At 62.2% G+C, this 18,671-nt stretch carries 18 protein-coding genes; 15 read left to right on the plus strand and 3 right to left on the minus strand.

What is annotated here, in order from left to right:
- Window positions 1-4: 4 nt before the first annotated feature.
- From AF337_RS06375 to AF337_RS06435, 13 genes are all read left to right on the plus strand, one after another.
- Window positions 5-1,339: a four-carbon acid sugar kinase family protein gene (locus tag AF337_RS06375; RefSeq protein WP_049731468.1), complete on the plus strand. Its 1,335-nt coding sequence runs from the start codon at window positions 5-7 to the stop codon at window positions 1,337-1,339.
- Window positions 1,339-2,142: a triose-phosphate isomerase gene (locus AF337_RS06380; protein ID WP_049731469.1), complete on the plus strand. Its 804-nt coding sequence runs from the start codon at window positions 1,339-1,341 to the stop codon at window positions 2,140-2,142. Before AF337_RS06375 ends, AF337_RS06380 begins: the two co-directional genes overlap by 1 nt.
- A complete protein-coding gene (gene derI, locus AF337_RS06385; protein ID WP_049731470.1) occupies window positions 2,139-2,585 on the plus strand; it encodes a D-erythrulose-4-phosphate isomerase in 447 nt (148 codons plus the stop codon). Before AF337_RS06380 ends, derI begins: the two co-directional genes overlap by 4 nt.
- A 79-nt stretch (window positions 2,586-2,664) precedes the next feature.
- Window positions 2,665-3,492, plus strand: a complete 828-nt coding sequence (locus AF337_RS06390) for a phosphogluconate dehydrogenase C-terminal domain-containing protein (protein WP_049731471.1) — start codon at window positions 2,665-2,667, stop codon at window positions 3,490-3,492.
- A 95-nt stretch (window positions 3,493-3,587) separates the two neighbouring features.
- Window positions 3,588-4,529 carry a D-ribose ABC transporter substrate-binding protein gene (locus AF337_RS06395; protein ID WP_003592022.1) on the plus strand — a complete coding sequence of 314 codons (942 nt, stop codon included), beginning with the start codon at window positions 3,588-3,590 and terminating at the stop codon, window positions 4,527-4,529.
- Between the two features lie 73 nt (window positions 4,530-4,602).
- Window positions 4,603-5,247, plus strand: coding sequence for a DUF2291 family protein (locus tag AF337_RS06400; RefSeq protein ID WP_049731472.1), 645 nt, complete (start codon window positions 4,603-4,605; stop codon window positions 5,245-5,247).
- The gene (locus tag AF337_RS06405) at window positions 5,244-6,794 is read left to right on the plus strand and encodes a sugar ABC transporter ATP-binding protein (protein ID WP_049731473.1); all 1,551 of its coding nucleotides are present in this window, start codon (window positions 5,244-5,246) and stop codon (window positions 6,792-6,794) included. Before AF337_RS06400 ends, AF337_RS06405 begins: the two co-directional genes overlap by 4 nt.
- Window positions 6,791-7,855 (plus strand): ABC transporter permease, encoded by a 1,065-nt coding sequence (locus AF337_RS06410; RefSeq protein WP_049731474.1) that lies wholly within the window; start codon window positions 6,791-6,793, stop codon window positions 7,853-7,855. The genes AF337_RS06405 and AF337_RS06410 overlap by 4 nt, the downstream gene beginning before the upstream one ends.
- Window position 7,856: 1 nt before the next feature.
- Window positions 7,857-8,891, plus strand: a complete 1,035-nt coding sequence (locus AF337_RS06415) for a Gfo/Idh/MocA family protein (RefSeq protein WP_049731475.1) — start codon at window positions 7,857-7,859, stop codon at window positions 8,889-8,891.
- Entirely contained in the window at window positions 8,888-10,762 is a 1,875-nt protein-coding gene (gene apnL, locus AF337_RS06420; RefSeq protein WP_049731476.1) for a D-apionate lactonase, read from the plus strand. The genes AF337_RS06415 and apnL overlap by 4 nt, the downstream gene beginning before the upstream one ends.
- A 139-nt stretch (window positions 10,763-10,901) precedes the next feature.
- Complete coding sequence (locus AF337_RS06425) at window positions 10,902-11,906, plus strand: dihydroxyacetone kinase subunit DhaK (protein WP_049731477.1); 1,005 nt, start codon at window positions 10,902-10,904, stop codon at window positions 11,904-11,906.
- A 3-nt stretch (window positions 11,907-11,909) separates the two neighbouring features.
- Window positions 11,910-12,557, plus strand: coding sequence for a dihydroxyacetone kinase subunit DhaL (gene dhaL / locus AF337_RS06430; protein WP_049731478.1), 648 nt, complete (start codon window positions 11,910-11,912; stop codon window positions 12,555-12,557).
- Window positions 12,558-12,620: 63 nt separating this feature from the next.
- Window positions 12,621-13,130, plus strand: a complete 510-nt coding sequence (locus tag AF337_RS06435) for a GNAT family N-acetyltransferase (RefSeq protein ID WP_049731479.1) — start codon at window positions 12,621-12,623, stop codon at window positions 13,128-13,130.
- 56 nt (window positions 13,131-13,186) lie between these two features.
- Here the strand turns inward: AF337_RS06435 and AF337_RS06440 are convergent, their stop codons facing one another.
- Window positions 13,187-14,629 carry an RNA-splicing ligase RtcB gene (locus AF337_RS06440; RefSeq protein ID WP_049731480.1) on the minus strand — a complete coding sequence of 481 codons (1,443 nt, stop codon included), beginning with the start codon at window positions 14,627-14,629 and terminating at the stop codon, window positions 13,187-13,189.
- A gap of 358 nt (window positions 14,630-14,987) precedes the next feature.
- On the opposite strand from AF337_RS06440, the gene AF337_RS06445 reads away from it, so the two are divergent.
- The gene (locus AF337_RS06445) at window positions 14,988-15,887 is read left to right on the plus strand and encodes a protein-L-isoaspartate O-methyltransferase family protein (protein ID WP_049731481.1); all 900 of its coding nucleotides are present in this window, start codon (window positions 14,988-14,990) and stop codon (window positions 15,885-15,887) included.
- Between the two features lie 390 nt (window positions 15,888-16,277).
- On the opposite strand, the gene AF337_RS39805 is transcribed toward AF337_RS06445, so the two are convergent.
- Both AF337_RS39805 and AF337_RS39810 read right to left on the minus strand, forming a co-directional pair.
- Window positions 16,278-17,041 (minus strand): IS5 family transposase gene (locus AF337_RS39805; RefSeq protein WP_152970934.1). Its coding sequence is split into 2 segments (ribosomal slippage): window positions 16,278-16,726 and window positions 16,726-17,041, totalling 765 coding nucleotides; the frame shifts between segments, so codons are not numbered across the junction.
- Window positions 17,042-17,115: 74 nt separating this feature from the next.
- Window positions 17,116-17,427, minus strand: a complete 312-nt coding sequence (locus tag AF337_RS39810) for an immunity 53 family protein (RefSeq protein WP_082336756.1) — start codon at window positions 17,425-17,427, stop codon at window positions 17,116-17,118.
- A gap of 756 nt (window positions 17,428-18,183) precedes the next feature.
- On the opposite strand from AF337_RS39810, the gene AF337_RS39815 reads away from it, so the two are divergent.
- Entirely contained in the window at window positions 18,184-18,549 is a 366-nt protein-coding gene (locus AF337_RS39815) for a hypothetical protein (protein WP_082336757.1), read from the plus strand.
- The last annotated feature ends 122 nt before the right edge of the window (window positions 18,550-18,671 follow it).

Below are 18,671 nucleotides of genomic sequence, written 5' to 3' on the forward strand. Positions count from 1 at the left end.
GGCGATGGATGGACATCTCGTTAGCTATTACGGCGATGATTTTACCGGCTCGACCGATGTCATGGAGGCGCTTGCCTCGAACGGTGTCGAGACCGCGCTGTTCCTCGGCATCCCCACGCCGGAGTTGCTCGCCCGCTTCAAACACTGCCGCGCGATCGGCCTCGCGGGAATGAGCCGCAGTGAAACGCCGGCATGGATGGAGGAGCATCTTGCGCCTGCCTTCGACTGGCTGAATTCGCTGGGTGCCGCCATCTGCCACTACAAGGTCTGCTCGACCTTCGATTCCAGTCCCGGCATCGGCAATATCGGCAAGGCGATCGAAATCGGCCGCACGCGTTTCGGGCAATCCATCGTGCCGGTTATCGTCGGCGCGCCGCAATTGAAGCGCTATACGGCCTTCGGCAATCTCTTCGCCGCCTATCAGGGGCGCATCTTCCGCATCGACCGCCACCCCGTCATGAGCCGCCATCCCGTCACGCCGATGGATGAGGCCGACCTTGCGCTGCATTTGTCGAAACAGACCTCCCTCACCGTCCGGCTTGCCGATCTCGTCGCAATCACCGCGGCGGATGCCGACCAACGGATCGACGCGCTGACATCGAATGGCGAAGGCATACTGCTCCTCGATGTCGACTCCGAAACGACGCAAGCGGCCGCCGGCCGGCAGATGCTGCGGGTCACCGACCGCTCGGGACGCTTCGTCGCCGGCTCGTCGGGGGTCGAATATGCCCTGCTCAGCGCCTGGCGGCAGGCCGGCCTGATCGGCGAGGACAGCGCCGAATTTCCGGATATCGGCTCGGTCGATCGCCTTGCCGTCGTTTCCGGCAGCGTCTCGCCGACCACCGAGCGCCAGATCCGCACGGCTGCCGAGAACGGTTTCGAGAGCATTGCGCTCGATCCGCTCGTGCTGATTTCCAATGGCGAAGCCGCCGTGGAGGCGGCCGTGCAGGCGGGTGTCGGCAAGCTGAAGGAAGGCAAGAGCGTCATCCTCCATACGGCGCTTGGCCCCTCGGCGGACCGCGGTGCCGATATCGACCCGCTGCCGGGCGCCCGTCATCGGCTCGGCGGCGCGCTCGGCACGATCCTGCGGCGGCTGATCGAAGCCGAAGGGCTGTCGCGCGCGGTCGTCGCCGGCGGCGATACGTCGAGCCATGCGCTCCGGCAATTGAAGATCGACGCGCTGACGACGCTGCTGCCGCTGCCCCAGACGCCGGGCTCGCCGCTCTGCCTGGCGCATGGCGACTATGCGCCGACCAACGGCCTGCAGATCGCGCTGAAAGGCGGCCAGGTCGGAACGGATGGCTATTTCGCGCAGATCCGTCTGGGAAGGAAGAACTGATGGTCGTCTGGGTCGGCACCAGCTTCAAGATGAACAAGACGGTGGAGGAAGCGCTCGCTTTCGCGCGCCGCCTCGCAACGACGGATGCGGAACGCGATATCCGTGTGCAGCGCTTCGTCATCCCCGCCTTCACCGCGGTGCGCGAGGTCAAGCGCCTGCTGGCCGAGACCTCGGTGAAGGTCGGCGCCCAGAACATGCACTGGGAGGATGCCGGCGCCTGGACCGGCGAAATTTCCCCGCTGATGCTGAAGGACTGCGAGCTCGATATCGTCGAGCTCGGCCATTCCGAACGGCGCGAACATTTCGGCGAAACCGACGAGACCGTCGGCCTTAAGGTTTCCACCGCGCTCCGCCATGGCCTGACGCCGCTGATCTGCATCGGCGAGACCTTGCAGGAGCGCCAGGACGGTCGGGCCGACGCCGTTTTGCGGCGGCAGGTCGAGGCCGCCTTGCGGGGCGTCGACACCGAGGCCGGCGAGGCGCCGATTCTGCTTGCCTACGAGCCAGTCTGGGCGATCGGCGCCAGGGGTATTCCGGCGACCGCCGACTACGCGTCGGAGCGGCACGGAAAAATCGCCGAAGTGGCCAAGGCCATTCTCGGCCGTGCAGTACCGGTTCTCTACGGCGGCAGCGTCAATCCTGAAAATTGCGAGGAGCTGGTCGGCGAGCCGCATATCGATGGCCTGTTCATCGGCCGCTCCGCCTGGTCCGTCGAGGGCTATCTCGACATTCTCGGCCGCGTCAGCGCGGCGATCGACCGCTCATCTCCACGCCAGACGGCGAGTGAAAGGAAACTGCCATGAAGATCGCAATTGGCGCCGACAGCGCCGGCAAACCGCTATTGGATGTCATTGCCGCCCATCTCGCCGGCAAGGCGGACCTCGAAGTTCACGATCTCAGCCAGTCCGGCTTCTATGCCGATCTCTCCCAGCGTCTGGCGCAGACGATCGTCGACGGCGAACATCAGCGCGGCATCCTGTTCTGCGGCACCGGCATCGGTGTGTGCATTTCCGCCAACAAGGTGCCGGGTATTCGCGCCGCACTCACCCACGACACCTATTCGGCGGAACGGGCAGTGAAATCGAACAACGCCCAGATCATCACGATGGGCGCGCGCGTCATCGGGCCGGAACTGGCGAAATCGATCGTCGACGTCTGGCTCGCCTCCGAATTCGACCCGGATGGCCCATCGGCCGGCAATGTCGAGGCGATCGACCGGCTCGACGCCGAAAAACATGGGGCTTGAACAACTAAAGTAATGATATGGTGATTGACTCATCATACCAGTATATGGTCCTATCCGGAATTGAAAAGGTGAGGAAAACATGACCAAGATTGCTCTCTTCGGCGCCGGCGGCAAAATGGGATACCGGCTTGCCAAAAACCTCAAGGGGTCGCGCTTCCAAGTGCGCCATGTCGAGGTGAGCGACGCCGGCAAGGCGCGTTTGAAGAACGATCTCGGTCTCGATTGCGTGCCCGTCGATGCTGCCCTCGACGGCGCCGATGTTATCATCCTCGCGGTGCCGGACACGGCAATCGGCAAGGTGGCGTCAGGGATCGTCGACAAGCTCGCGCCCGGCACCATGGTGGTCGCGCTCGATGCTGCCGCCCCCTTTGCCGGTCACCTGCCGAAGCGTGACGACCTCACCTATTTCGTCACCCATCCCTGCCATCCGCCGATCTTCAACGACGAGACGGAGATGCAGGCCAAGAAGGACCATTTCGGCGGCCTCTTCGCCAAGCAGCACATCGTCTCGGCGCTGATGCAGGGTCCCGACAGCGCCTATGCGCTGGGGGAGGAAATCGCCAAAATCATCTGGGCGCCGGTCATGCGTTCGCACCGGGTGACCGTCGATCAGCTCGCCATGCTTGAACCCGGCCTTTCCGAAACCGTCTGCGCATCGCTGCTCGTCGTCATGCGCCAGGCCATGGACGAATGCGTGGCGCGCGGCGTGCCTGCAGAGGCCGCTCGCGACTTTCTGCTCGGCCATATGAACGTGCTCGGCGCGGTCATCTTCAAGGAGGTTGACGGTGTGTTCTCGGACGCCTGCAACAAGGCGATCGAGTTCGGCATCCCGGCGCTGATGCGCGACGACTGGAAGAAAGTATTCGAACCGCAGGAGATCGCCGAAAGCATCCGGCGCATCACCTGAACCGGCTTGGGGAGGCATGCCCTCCCCCTTAACCGCTCCGGGGACGGGGCACCGCTCCGGGGAGACGGGGCGTCATTCACAACAGGGAGGAAAAAATGAAACTGACACGCAGACTGACACTTGCAGCCTTTGCCAGCGCGCTCGCGCTCGGAACGGCGATGCCGGCCTTTGCGGCCGACCTCATCGCCATCATCACGCCGGCGCATGACAATCCCTTCTTCAAGGCCGAGGCCGTCGGCGCCGAAGCCAAGGCGAAGGAACTCGGCTACGAGACCCTCGTCATGACCCATGACGACGACGCCAACAAGCAGTCGGAAATGATCGATACGGCAATCGGGCGCGGCGCCAAGGCGATCATCCTCGACAATGCCGGCGCGGACGCTTCCGTCGCCGCCGTCAAGAAGGCCAAGGATGCCGGCATCCCCTCCTTCCTGATCGACCGCGAAATCAACGCGACCGGCGTTGCCGTCGCCCAGATCGTCTCGAACAACTATCAGGGCGCGCAGCTCGGGGCGCAGGAGTTCGTCAAGCTGATGGGCGAGAAGGGCAATTACGTCGAGCTGGTGGGCAAGGAGTCCGACACCAATGCCGGCATCCGCTCGCAGGGCTATCACGATGTCATCGACGATTATCCGGAGCTGAAATCGGTCGCCAAGCAGTCTGCCAACTGGAGCCAGACGGAAGCCTATTCGAAGATGGAAACCATCCTCCAGGCCAATCCCGATATCAAGGGCGTCATTTCAGGCAACGACACCATGGCCATGGGTGCGATCGCAGCCCTTCAGGCCGCCGGCCGCAAGGACGTAATCGTCGTCGGCTTCGACGGCTCCAACGATGTGCGCGACTCGATCAAGGCGGGTGGCATCAAGGCGACGGTTCTGCAGCCCGCCTATGCGCAGGCCCAGTTGGCGGTGGAACAGGCCGACGCCTACATCAAGAACAAGACGACGCCGAAGGAAGAGAAGCAGTTGATGGATTGCGTTCTCATCAACGCCGACAATTCCGGCAAGCTCGAGACCTTCGCCCTGACGAATTGATCAGCACCAATTGCGGAGGGTGCAGCGTTGCGCCCTCCGCAATGCATTTTGCAAGACGTCGAGGTTCACCCGCATGTTGAGAATGAAGGGGGCATTGCTGGCTGCCGTCGTGGCGGCGGCCCTGCCCGGTTGCAAAATCATCAAGACGCCGACTGCGGAGGAGAAGGCGGCGGCTGCGGCCAAGACCGCTTTCGATCCGAATGCCAAGGTCGAGGCGATCTGGCAGCCAGACGTCGTGCCCTATTTCGAAAAGCGCGCCGGCGAGCTGAAGGACGTCATGCAGCTCGTTGCCACGAGCCCCGATGCCGCGGGCGAAAAATACGGCAATCCGCGCAAGCAGAGCAGCTCGCCCTGGACCTATGCGGTGAAGATTACCGGCACCGTCGTTACCGCCGATACGGCTTCGCGCGCGGCAACGCTCGATGTTGACGCCGATGGCGACGGCAAGGCCGATGCGAAGGTGCAGATCGGCCCGGCGCTGCGCGGCACCGCGCTGCGCGACACGCTGGAATTCGTCAACTTCAACGAATTCAAGAACCAGATCGAATGGGCGCAGTTCGGCAAGGCGTTCAACGAGAAGGCCAATACTGCTTTTCTCTCCGCCGTTCCGCGCGATGGTCTTACCGGCAAGACGGTGACGGTGATCGGCGCCTTTCCGCTGCCGAGAAGCGGCGAGCTTCCGCTCGTGACACCTTCGGAACTCAAGGTGGGCTCATGACGGTGGCAGAGGCACGAGAGGACGATATCATCCTGCGTCTCGACGATGTGTCGAAGGTCTATTCCGGCATCGTCGCCGTCAAGCGCGCCAATCTGGAGCTGCGCCGCGGCGCGGTGAACGTTCTGGTCGGCGAAAACGGCGCCGGCAAATCGACGCTGATGAAGATTATCGCCGGCGTCGAGCGCCCGACGCTCGGCCGCATCATCCTGGAAGGCAAGCCGGTCTCCTTCGACAGCCCGGCCGACGCGCAGGCGAACGGCATCGGCATGATCTTCCAGGAACTCAATCTCTTCGCCAACATGTCGGTGGCCGAAAACATCTTCGCAAGGCGCGAAATCACCCGCGGCCTGCTCGGCATCGATCACAAGGCACAGGTCGAGAAGGCCAATGAATTTCTGCGGCGTCTCGATGCGGGCATCGAGGCGGATACGATGGTCGAGGATCTGCCGATCGGCCAGCAGCAACTCGTCGAGATCGCCAAAGCAATGTCGCTCAACGCCCGCATCCTGATCATGGACGAGCCGACCTCGGCGCTGTCGGCGGCCGAAGTCGAGATCCTGTTCAAGGTGATCGCCGAGCTGAAGGCGCAGGGGGTGGCGATCGTCTATATCTCGCATCGGCTGGAAGAGCTGATGCGGATCGGCGACTACATCACGGTACTGCGCGACGGCCAGATCACCGGTCATGCCATGGTCCGCGACATCGACACGCGGTGGATCGTGCGCTCGATGATCGGCTCGGATGCCAAGGATTTCGCCAAGTCGGTCACCCATTCCGTCGGCGGCGAGGTGTTCCGCGCCGAAAACATCAGCCTTCCCAGGCCGACCGGCGGGCTGGCGGTCAATGATGTCTCCCTGTCGGTCAAGGCGGGCGAGATCCTCGGCATCTACGGCTTGATGGGCGCCGGACGCAGCGAGTTTTTCGAATGCGTGATCGGGCGCCATACGCATTCGACCGGAAAAATCTTCATCGACGGCAAGGAGGTGCGCGCCCGCGACACCACGCGGCGCATCCGCCGCGGCCTTGCGCTCATTCCGGAAGACCGGCAGCGCGAGGGGTTGGTGCAGGTGCTCTCCATCGCCTCCAACCTGACGCTGGCCAGCCTTTCCCGTTTCACCCGGCTTTTCCATATCGACAGCGGTGCGGAAAAGAACGCCATTCAGGAAGCGATCCGCGATCTCTCGATCAAGGCGCCGAACCCGGATTTCGAGGTCACCTCGATGTCCGGCGGCAACCAGCAGAAAGTCGTCATCGGTAAGGCGCTGATGACCAATCCAAAGGTCTTGCTGATGGACGAGCCGAGCCGCGGGATCGATGTCGGCGCCAAGGCCGATGTCTTCCGCACCATGCGCCGGCTGGCGGCAAACGGGCTCGCCATTCTGTTTTCGACCTCCGACCTCGAAGAAGTCATGGCGCTATCTGATCGCATCGCGGTCTTGAGCAACGGCCAGCTGGTCGCCGTCTTCGAAAGAAGCGAGGCGACCGAAGAGGCCATCATCGCGGCCTCGGCCAAGGGACACGGACATCAAGGGAAACTCGCGTCATGATGGCGGCTACGTCTACCACTCTTGCGCCGAAAGGCGCCAACGGCTCGGCGCTTCTGACGCTGATGAAGCTCCGGACCTTCATCGCTCTTTTCGCCGTCATCATCTTCTTTGCGATCTTCGCGCCGAACTTCACCTCGACGGCGAACATGATCCTGATGTCGAAACATGTGGCGCTGAACGCCTTCCTGGCGATGGGCATGACCTTCGTCATCATCACCGGCGGCATCGATCTCTCGGTCGGTTCGATCGTCGGGCTGTGCGGCATGGTTGCCGGCGGCCTGATCCTCTACGGCATCGAACTGCCGATCGGCTACACCATCTATTTCAACCTCTTCGAGATCGTGCTGATCACGCTGTCGATCGGCCTTGTCATCGGCCTGATCAACGGCCTGTTGATCACAAAGCTCAACGTCGCGCCGTTCATCGCCACCCTCGGTACGCTCTATGTCGCCCGCGGCCTGGCGCTGCTGTCCTCGGACGGTCAGACTTTTCCGAACCTCGTCGGCCGGCCGGAATATGCCACGACCGGCTTCGATTTCTTCGGCGCCGGACGCATTCTCGGCCTGCCGGTGTCGATCTGGATCCTGATCGTGCTGGCGCTCGCGGCCGCCTATGTCGCGCGCTCGACGCCGATCGGCCGCCATATCTTCGCCGTCGGCGGCAATGAGCGGGCAGCGCGCATGTCAGGTATCCGTGTCGATCTCGTGAAAATCTTCGTCTACATGTTCTCCGGCCTTTGCGCGGCAATCGTCGGCGTCGTCATCTCCTCGGAACTGATGGCCGCCCATCCGGCGACAGGCGAAAGTTTCGAACTCAATGCGATCGCCGCAGCCGTTCTCGGCGGCACCTCGATGTCGGGCGGGCGCGGCACGATCGGCGGCACGATCATCGGCGCCTTCGTCATCGGCATTCTCTCCGACGGGCTGGTGATGATGGGCGTCTCCTCCTTCTGGCAGATGGTCATCAAGGGCCTCGTCATCATCATCGCGGTGGTCGTCGACCAGGCGCAGCGCCGCCTGCAGCAGCGCGTCACGCTCATGCAGATGGCAAAGGCAGGTTGACATGACCGAATTGAAAGGCGCGTTGATCGGCTGCGGCTTCTTTGCGATCAACCAGATGCATGCCTGGAACGATGTCGAAGGTGCTGAGATCGTCGCGATCTGCGACCGCGATCCGGAGCGGCTTGACATCATCGGCGACCAGTTCGGTATCGAGCGCCGCTACAGCGATGCCGAGGCCTTGTTTGCCGATGGCGGCTTCGATTTCGTCGATATCGCCACGACCGTTCAGAGCCACCGCGCCCTGGTGGAAATGGCGGCTCGGAATAGGGTGCCGGCCATCTGCCAGAAGCCCTTCGCCAAGACGCTGGCGGATGCCAAGGCGATGGTCGCGGCCTGCCGCAATGCCGGCGTGGCGCTGATGGTGCACGAGAATTTCCGCTGGCAGACGCCGATCCAGGCGGTGCGCAAGGCGCTCGACGCCGGCGCCATCGGCACGCCCTTCTGGGGCCGCTTCTCCTTCCGCTCGGGCTACGACGTCTTTTCCGGCCAGCCCTATCTCGCCGAAGGCGAACGCTTCATCATCGAAGACCTGGGCATCCATACGCTGGATATCGCCCGCTATATCCTCGGCGATGTCAGCGCGCTCACGGCCCGCACCAGGCGGGTCAATCCAAAAATCAAAGGCGAGGACGTGGCGACCATTCTGCTCGATCATGAAAGCGGCGCCACCTCGGTCGTCGACGTCAGCTACGCCACCAAGCTTTCCAAAGAGCCGTTCCCCGAGACCCTGATTGAGCTTGACGGCACCGACGGCACGATCCGCCTGAGCCAGGGTTATGGCCTCGAGATCACCAACGCCAACGGCACGACCACGACGGATGTCTCGCCGAAGCTGCTGTCCTGGGCCTCGCGGCCCTGGCACAATATCCAGGAGAGCGTCTATGCGATCCAGCAGCATTGGGTCGACCAGCTCAAGCGCGGCACTGAGCATTCGACGTCAGGGGCCGACAATTTGAAAACCTTCGCCCTTGTCGAGGCGGCCTATGACAGCGCTGCCCAGGGACAGACGATCGATGTCGGGGCGATGCTGCGATGACGGCCGACGCGTTCCAGCTCTACGGCACCCGGGCAGTGGAAACGCCGGCGGTTCGCCTGACGGCTGGAGAGCTGACGACCGATCTCGCCGAGGGCAATCTGCGCACGATCCGCTACGGGGGGATCGAGGTGCTGCGGGCGATTTCCTACCTCGTCCGCGACCGGGATTGGGGCACCTACAGCCCCGAGATCGGCGATCTCAGGATCGAGCAGGGCGATGACCGTTTCGAAGTCGCCTACCGGGCGTGTTGCGAGGGCTCCGGCGGAACGAGCCTCGTCATCGATGTCCGCATCACAGGATATCAGGACCGGCTCGATTTCGAGGCCGAAGCCGTTTCGGAAACCGGCTTCGAGACCAATCGCTGCGGCTTCTGCATCCTGCATCCGATCGTCGGTGTGGCCGGTTCAGCGGCAAGGGTCGAACACGTCGATGGCCGGATCGTCGAGACACGCTTTCCCGATGTCATCGAGCCGTGGCAGCCGTTCAAGGATATGCGCGCCATTTCTCATGAGGTCGTGGCGGATGTTGCGGCGGAATGCCGGATGGAAGGCGACACCTTCGAAATGGAGGACCAGCGGAACTGGTCTGATGCCTCTTACAAGACCTATGTCAGGCCGCTCGCTCTGCCCTGGCCTTACCGGATTCCCGCCAATCAACCGGTCCGGCAGAAGACGTCGCTGATTATCAGGGACACCAGCCGCTCTGCAGCAATCCCAGCTGCGAAGTCAAGCGAAGTCATAAGGCTCGAACTCGGAACACGGACCGGCACCATGCCCGATATCGGCGTGGTCGTGACGCCGGAGGAGGCCGATGCGACGCTCGCGGCCGGATCTCTCCTGTCGGAGATCGCGCCTCGGGAACTGCTCTTCCATTTCGATCCCGATGCCGGGCACGGCCCCGAAGCGTTGAATAATTTCGCCGCGATCGTGGCCGTCCATCGCGGCTGCTCGACGCTGGAGATCGTGCTTGCCTGCAAGTCGTCGCCGGCAAGCGAGGCGGCCGAGATTGCCCGCCAGATGCAGCGCGCGGACTTCCGGCCGGATGCGATCCTGATCTCGCCCTCCGTCGATCGGCAATCGACGCCGCCCGGCAGCAAATGGCCGGACTGCCCTCCCCTCGAAGAGATCTATGCTGCGGCCCGCACCGCCTTCCCCGGCATGCGCATCGGCGGCGGCATGCTGAGCTATTTCACCGAACTCAACCGCAAGCGCGTGCCGGCAGGCGAGATCGACTTCGTCAGCCATTGCACCAATCCGATCGTGCATGCGGCTGACGATCTCAGCGTCATGCAGACATTGGAAGCGCTGCCCTTCATCACGCGCTCCGTTCGCGCGATCTACGGCGACAAGCCCTATCGCATCGGCCCGTCGACGATCCCGATGCGGCAGAACCCTTACGGCAGCCGCACGATGGACAATCCTGCGGGTGGACGTATTGCGATGGCCAACCGCGACCCGCGGCATAACGGGCTTTTCGCCGAGGCCTTTGCGCTCGGCTATGCGATCCGGGTGCTGGAGGCCGGTCTCGAATGCCTGACGCTTTCGGCGCTGACCGGTCCTTTCGGCCTGATCGCCGGGCCCGGTGAGCCGGTCGAGCAAGGCGGGCGGCGGCCGCTCTTCAACACGGTGCGGACCTTGTCGGCGCTCGCGGGTGCATCCTGGCAGGAATGCGTCTCGTCCTCGCCGTCGGAAGTGCTGTCTTTCCTGGCGCGGGATGCCGATGGCACCAAGCTCTACGTGGTCAATCTCACGGGCGAAGAACGAAGGGTCGGCGGCGGCGCATTGGCCGAAGAGCTGCGGCTCGGGCCGTTTGAGACGGTCGCCTTACTGCTAGAACAGGATGATTTTAGGCCCGGTTGGCCTAAAATCTGAATCCTGTTCTAAATTAAAGAGTTAGAGCATGATGTCGTCCGAAAACCGCTCACACTTTTCGGCATCATGCTCTAGTGGATTGACCTCCGGCCCGCCCGCCGCATCTATGCAGTGGGAGTTCGTTCTGGGGAGGATCGGCGTGAAGACGAAGAAGCTTATCAATGCGGGGGCGGATGCCGTCGATGAGATGCTGCAGGGGGTTCTGGCGGCGCATCCCGAGCACCTCTATGCCGTGGACGGCGTGCCGCGCGCCATCATTGCCAGGAACGGGCCTCGCAAGGGCAAGGTCGGGCTGGTGATCGGCGGCGGGTCCGGGCACGAACCGACATTCCTCGGCTATGTCGGCAAGGGGCTCGCCGATGCCGCCGCGATCGGCAATGTCTTCGCCTCGCCGCCGCCCGATCCGATCATGGCCTGCGCAATGGCCGTCGACGGCGGCGTCGGCGTGCTCTTCATGTACGGCAATTATGCCGGCGACGTCATGAACTTCGACATGGCCGCGGAAATGCTGGCGCTCGACGATATCGCGGTGCGCACCGTGCTCACCACCGACGATGTCGCGTCCGCGCCAGCCGATCAGAAGGACAGGCGGCGCGGCGTGGCCGGCAATGTCTTCATCTTCAAGGCCGCCGGTGCGGCCTGCGATCTTCTCTATTCCTTCGACGAGGTCGAGCGCGCCGCCCGCCATGCCAATGCGCGCACCTATACGATGGGCGTGGCGCTCTCGCCCTGCTCGCTGCCCCAGACCTTGAAGCCGAACTTCCAGATCGGCGAGGAGGAGATGGAGATCGGCATGGGCATCCACGGCGAGCCCGGCGTGGCCCGCGGGCCGCTTGGAACGGCCGACGCGGTGACCGACGAACTGATGGACAGTCTTCTCAGGGAGATGAAAGCCGAGCGGGGCGATCGTGTCGCCGTGCTCGTCAACTCGCTCGGCTCCACGCCGATGATCGAGCTCTACATCATGATGCGGCGCGTCAAGGCGCGGCTCGATGAAGCGGGGCTTGTCATCCACACATCGCTCGTCGGCAATTACTGCACCTCGCTCGAAATGGCAGGCGCCTCCATCACGCTCATGCATCTCGACGACGAGCTTCAGCGGCTGATCGACCATCCCTGCGACTGCGCCATGTTCAGGAGGTGACCGATGGTGATCACGACGAAGGATCTGCAGCGCCTCTTTGCCCTGATCGCCGAGGATATCTCGGCGCAGCGCGGCCACCTCTGCGAGCTGGACGGCGCGATCGGCGACGGCGATCACGGCCTCGCCATGGATGCCGGCTGTGAGGCGGCGGCCAAGGCGGTCGCAGCACTCGACCCCGCGCAGGCGGCGCCGACGACCGCCTTCAACACTGCGGCAAAGGCATTCCTGAATGCGGTCGGCGCATCCTCGGGCCCGCTCTACGCGACGGCCTTCATGCGCGCCGGAGCCGCCGTCAAGGACAGGCCGGAACTCGGCGACGAGGAGTTTCTGCGCGCCTTCGCGGCGATGGCGCAAGGGATTGAGGAGCGCGGCAAGGCCGAGCCCGGCGAAAAGACCATGGTCGATGCCTGGAGGCCCGCAGCCGATGCGGCGCTCGAGGCCTGGGCATCGGGAGCCTCCCTTCGCGAATGTTTTGATCTGGCCGAGCGGGCGGCGCGCCTGGGCTGCGAAGCGACGAGGGATATGACGGCCGCCAAGGGGCGGGCATCGCGGCTGGGCGATCGGGTGATCGGCCATATCGACCCCGGCGCGGCATCGGCTGCGATCGTCATCGCTTCCATAACCAATTTCGTTCGAGGCGCGGATGGCTAGCTCAGACTTGTCATCTCAAAATCTCGCCGATAGGTTGTTGGCTCACGACGAGGTAGCCAAGACATGCATATCCGAAAAGCCGTCTCCTCCGACGCGGAGGAGCTGAGCGCTCTCCTGAACGAGATCATCCGCGCCGGCGGAACGACCGCGCTCGAGACCCCGCTTTCGGCCGCCGAGTTTGCCGACTGGTTCATCGATGGCGAATTTCCGCTTGCCTGTCATGTGGCCGAGCACAATCAGTCGCTGGTCGGCTTTCAATCGCTAAGCTTATACGGCGATCCGCCGAAAGGCGTCGCCGACATCGCCACCTTTGCCCGTATGAAGCCGAAGACCGCAGGCGTCGGCAGCGCGCTTTTCCCCGCGACGCTGGCGGCAGCGGAAGAGTTCAAGCTCGAATTCATCAATGCGACCATCCGCGCCGACAATATCAGCGGCCTTGGCTATTACGCGAAGATGGGCTTTGAGACCTATGACAGTGTGGTCCAGGTTCCGCTTCAGGACGGGACGCCCGTCGACAGGATCAAGAAGCGTTTCAGCGTAAACGCCATGAAGCGTGCGATGCCGCACGTCTGAATGGTCGAGGGCGGCCTGCTCTTAAGGCTGCACGTCTCTGGTCATTGCCGCGTGTATCATCCCTTCACCGTGATGAGTGGCTTGATCCTCGCAACCTTTGTTATCATCTCCGCTTCGACCATTGGTGCCACAACGCTGTCGATTGGCTTGTATGCCGCCGGCGCCTCTTCCTTGAGCCGCGCCTGGATTTCGGCCGCAATATCCTGCCGGCCCCGCAAAGCCGGGCTTCGAGGGTCGACGGGACCGACTACACGCAGCTCACTGCCGATATTCGTTTTCGAGCGCGCTTCCTGCCTCGATAGCTTGCGCCCCGCTCCATGAGCAGCCGACTCCAGAAATTCGCTCGAGCCGCATCCAGCAAGTAGCCACGTGCCATCGCCCATGGAGCCGGGAACGATGACCGGTTCGCCGAGCCATTCATATGGACTGGAGGCCATGACACCAACACCCCTGGCTGGGCACGCACCCTTTCTGTGGCGTGCGATATTTCCGTCTTGCCAAACAGTGTTGTGTGGGGCGTCATAGACGAGACGATGGTCGACTTCTCGTCCCAAAGCGCGCGCTACGGCCTCCACCGCAGCCAGCCCGATAAAGAAGCGGTTGGCGAAGGCGGCATTCACAGCATTCGCATGACCATCCAAGTATCTTCTGTAGAGGTGCGGCTGCATTTCCATAGAGAGCACCCGCCAGTCCTCGCCAGATCTGGAAGCAATTCTCGCTCTCTCTTTTGTTGCCGTGCCTACTCGCTGTCCAAAGTCGAGAGAGCCGGAGTGGACGACCAGGACGACTGAGCCGGACTTCAGTCCGGCAGCTCGGGCAAATGCGCCATCTGCTACATGATCGACGTAACCGAGTTCCGCGAAGTGGTTCCCACCACCGACCGTGCCGAGGATAGCATCGCGGCGGTGCTCGTCATCGACCTGCGCATAGTCTGCGAAGTCTGGATCGATGTCCTCACATGAGAAAACGCCGTTGTCCGAATGCCGTTCGAGATCGACCCACGCCCGCGAAAGATCGAGTTTGGAGAGCAGGCCAGTACTCGTCCGTTGTAGGTTATCAAGGAGCCCAGGTAGACCCTCGCGTAGAATTGCGTGACGGTCCAAACCCGTTAGGGCGATATCACGTCCGCCCTGAAAGAAGAGATGGCGAAGATGATGGTCGAGAAGCGGTGTCGATAGTTGATCTGCCGTAACGTTTTCGAGAACAACCATGCGCATCCCGCATCCGATGTCAGAGCCGATCATGTGCGGGAGAACCGCACCTTCTAGATCAGCGACGACGCCGACGGGGACGGGTTTACCGGGATGAAAGTCGGGGGTCGTGACGACAGCACGAAGCGATGCCCTCTTTTGAGCCAACGCCTCCGGCGATGGCAGAGCGCTCGCAAGGTCCGCAAGTGAATGTAAAAAACTCTGCTCCGGTTCGTCGTGTGCAACGACCGACCTGATGACATGCCCAGCAATGTTGCTGGTGCGGCAGATGAATGATGGCGCGTTCATGTGGTTCTCCGTGTGTGCCTAGGTTCAGCAGCCGCGGCAATACGGAGTGTCGGCGCATATGGCATGGCTTGATGAAAAGCTCAATCCCTTTTCAAAGTGGGCGCCAGAGGGACGTCGCGGATGGCCGACATATCACGCCATCCAATGCGTCTGGCTAAGCTGCGATGGATCGAATCTTGTACGAGGAAGAGTAAGCCACTGACGTAACAATGTAGTTTTCTGCAAAGGAAGAAAAGTGGCGATTAACTTCCGTCATGAATGCCGCGCTACTAAGAGTGCTATCGACTGGCGATAATGATAGATCTTAACACGCGAGACGTAAAACGGAGCAGATCGAAGCCACCTCCGGAGATCAGCCATGCCGACTGCGATGTTCACGGCCGACGAACTTGCGGTGGTCCGCCGCGCTTACGCCCGACAGGTGGCGGCGGCAACCGCCGGAACGACGAACCCGCGGATCGAGGCCGCCTTTGCCGTCGTGCCTCGTGAGAAATTCCTCGGCGCGCCGCCATGGCAAATCGCCAATCTGGGTGGGGGATATCGCCCGCTGCTTTCCGCCGATTTGGTGTTGGCTTATCAGGATGTGCTGTTCGCCTTGCAGCCCGACAAGGGCGTCAACAATGGTAGCCCGTCGCTGCATGCCCGGCTGCTGGCGGAGCTGGACGTTCAAATCGGTGATCGCATCGCCCATATCGGCGCGGGCACCGGCTACTACAGTGCTGTTCTTTCGGAGCTGGTGGGCGCCACCGGTCATGTCTATGCCATCGAGATGGATCCCAATCTGGCCGGCCACGCTCGGTCAGCGCTTGCCGATCGGGCCAATGTCAGCGTCATCATCGCCGACGGCAATCATTGGCCGCGGCAAGAGATGGACGCGATCTACGTGAACTTCGCCGTCGGGCGTCCCGCAGAGCCCTGGATCGAAAGTCTGCGGCCGGGAGGGCGCTTGGTGTTGCCGCTCGGCGTACCGCGCCAGGGCCGACCGTCGACGAATGGCGGTCGTCATGCCTACCACGGCGCCGCGCTTCGTATCGAGCGCGGTGCGCGTGGGTTTGCGGCGCGTTGGATCGGCACGGCCTATTTCGTCTGCGCCGATGGTGGATTGACGATCGATGAGGCCGAGATCGAGGCGCTGACGGTCGCCTTCAAACGCGGCGGCATCGAGTTCGTCAAGAGCCTGCTCTGGAAGACGGACCCGCGGATAGGACGCTGCTGGTATATCGGCGATCAATGGGCGCTCTGTTGCGACGAGCCCTGAAACACTTATTCAGGTAGTGGAAAGATTGGGAGAGGTTGCCCGTCCGGCGATGGCAGCGGCTCGCCGACAAACGACAGCCCGGCGCGGGAGAGGGCGCCGGGCTTCGATAGGGACCGACAGCCTGGGAGGAGGAATGCTGTCCGTCGAACCGAAGCGGCTCGGAGGGGTGAGCGCTTCGGTTCACCAGCAGGTAGTGTCGCGATGCGGCAGATTCAAGCTTGGCGGTTTGGATCATGAGAGGTGACGCGCTGGAGGAAGGACGAAATGGGCGCAGGTCCGAGGAAGGTATGCGGATTCTGCTTGCCGTTGTCCGCGGACAACTTGCATCGCGCCGCTCTGGAGTGGGTGCCTGTTGTCCGCGGACAACCCATTCGGAACTAGGCCGTAGACTCATAACGATCTGATCCGGATTCTTACTGCTGCCAATTTGACAGCGGCGAGGAAGTTCATTGGGGCTTTGTCGTAACGGGTGGCGATGCCTCTGAACTGTTTGAGTTTACTGAAGAAACGCTCAACGAGATTGCGCTGTCGGTAAACCCATTGGCTGAAAGGGAAGCTACCCTTCCGATTGCTCTTGGTAGGGATATTGGCCCATGCCTGCCGTTGCTTTGCAAATGCTCGTATAGCGTTGGTATCGTAGGCCTTGTCCGCCAGCAGGATCGCCCCCTTGGAAATTGTCTTTAACAATGGTTCTGCCATGCGGCCGTCATGGGCCTGGCCGGCCGTGAGCGCGAGACGGATCGGTCGGCCATCTGCATCGACAACAGCGTGGATTTTGGTGGTCAAGCCGCCACGGGAGCGTCCCATGCAGCCATCGCCTTGATCCCCCTTTTTCCCGTCGCCGCATGCTGATGAACACGGACACAGGAGCTGTCGATCATGACGATATCGCCATCGAAAGCCTTGGAAATCTCGCCCAGAACATAATCCCAGACCCCCGCCTTGCGCCATCGCACGAACCGGTTGTGGCAGGTGGTATACGGACCATATCGATCCGGAACGTCTGCCCAGGGCGAGCCTGTCCGGAGCCGCCACAAGATGCCGTTTATCACCCGGCGGTCGTCAACGCGGGGCACGCCGCGCGACTTATTCGGCAACAAGGGTTGAATAACTGTCCACTCGAAATCGGTGAGATCAAACCGGCGACGGGTCATGAGAGGCCTCCAAATCCACGGCCTCAGTGAATCAAAGACGTACCCGTATGTGAACCCCGTTTCTGAGTGTGCGGCTAGTCCGGTAGGGATGGCGAGACGATCATTGCCCAGTCTCGAAATGCCTCAAGAACGGATCGAAGGTGAAGAGGACCGCCAACGCCGTGAAACACGTTATTCTCCGTCCAGCATGTCCACCAGTCGGCTTCGTGCCCGTAATTGTGCGTGATCCGTTCGAGTGTCCGACCATCACAGTCTGTCCCGGCGAGATCGATCTTCAACGACCAACCAGGATTGTCTACCGTGCTGATCGACGGACCGAAGCCGTGTTCCCAGTCCCCGTCACACTGCGCTTCGTACCAGCGCGAAAACCAGTCTAAAACATCCATTTGACAACGCTACCTGAACAGCATCCTTCTGAGAAGAAGCGACCACGGACTGTCAGCTTAGAATCCCAAGTTTATGAGTTTACGACCTAATTGCGGATACTCGCCGCCCGCCCTTTGCAGAGCTGATCCCAGCTCGTCCTTAGGGCGGCGATGCAGAAAGCCAAGGCCTGCGCCTAAGGGTGCGGCATCCTTCAGCGCCCTCATCCTGAGGCGCGCAGGCCGAAGGCCGGAGCCTCGAAGGACGCGCCGCAACGTTGCTTCTTGCGTTCATTCGGCGTCGGGGGTTGGCGCACCCGCCTCGTCCTTCGAGGCCCCTGCGGGGCGCCTCAGGATGAGGCTCTCTTGGATGTCGGTGTGGGTTCTTCAGTGCCCGTTGTCGCGTCGCCGAATGCCCGCGCCCCATATCGAGGGCGCGGCATCCTCCAACGTCCTCATCTTGATGCGCGCGGGTCGGAGGCCGGGTGTCGAAGGGCGCGCTCCAGCGTTGCTCCTTGCATTCATCTGAGTGCCGCGGACAACGGACGTCGCGGGCAATCGTTCAGGTGTGCGATGTCGCATGTCGTTGCGCCAACAAATCTCGTTGGCCGCAGGATGACCTTATACCTTGATGGTGAACTGTTTGACGGTTAGGGTATGAGCCTGGAAGCCTATCCGAACCTGCTGCCGGGTTGAAGGGCATGTGAGGTTTCTCGACGACCGTGTTCCTCAAGGTCGAAGTGTAATCGGCGGACTTCGACCAGAGCACTGGATCGTCCCATGTTGAACCCATCCATCAGGTTCTCGCCTTCCAACGTCGTCACTTTAAAGCAAGCTTTGCGGGGCCAATATCCTCATATCAAATCGTCGCACTTCGATGAGGCAATCGCCGCGTCGTTCGGCTTCAACTCATATGCCGCCATGCGTCCGGCGTTGTATCAGCTCAGTGCTTACGCCCGGCTGATCGTTGTTACCGACCATTTGCTGCTTCTGCTCCGCCTGGAGGAACTTGGTTATCGCAATGTTGCTCCGGAGTCGTTGCGTCGCCTCATGTGGAATATAAACTTCCCCGATGATCGATATGACAACGATATCGGACAGATTGTCCGGGCGCGCAGGAGGCCCGCGGCCGCCAATGCCGGGTAGCTCATTGGCTGCATGCTGAAGCTGGAACGGCTCTGCCGTGAAAACTAGCGAGGTGGCCGGCGTGCCCGCCTCGTCCTTCGAGGCCCCTGCGGGGCGCCTCGGGATGAGGCTCTCGTGGATGC

Source organism: Rhizobium ecuadorense (assembly GCF_001187535.1).
Taxonomy (GTDB): domain Bacteria; phylum Pseudomonadota; class Alphaproteobacteria; order Rhizobiales; family Rhizobiaceae; genus Rhizobium; species Rhizobium ecuadorense.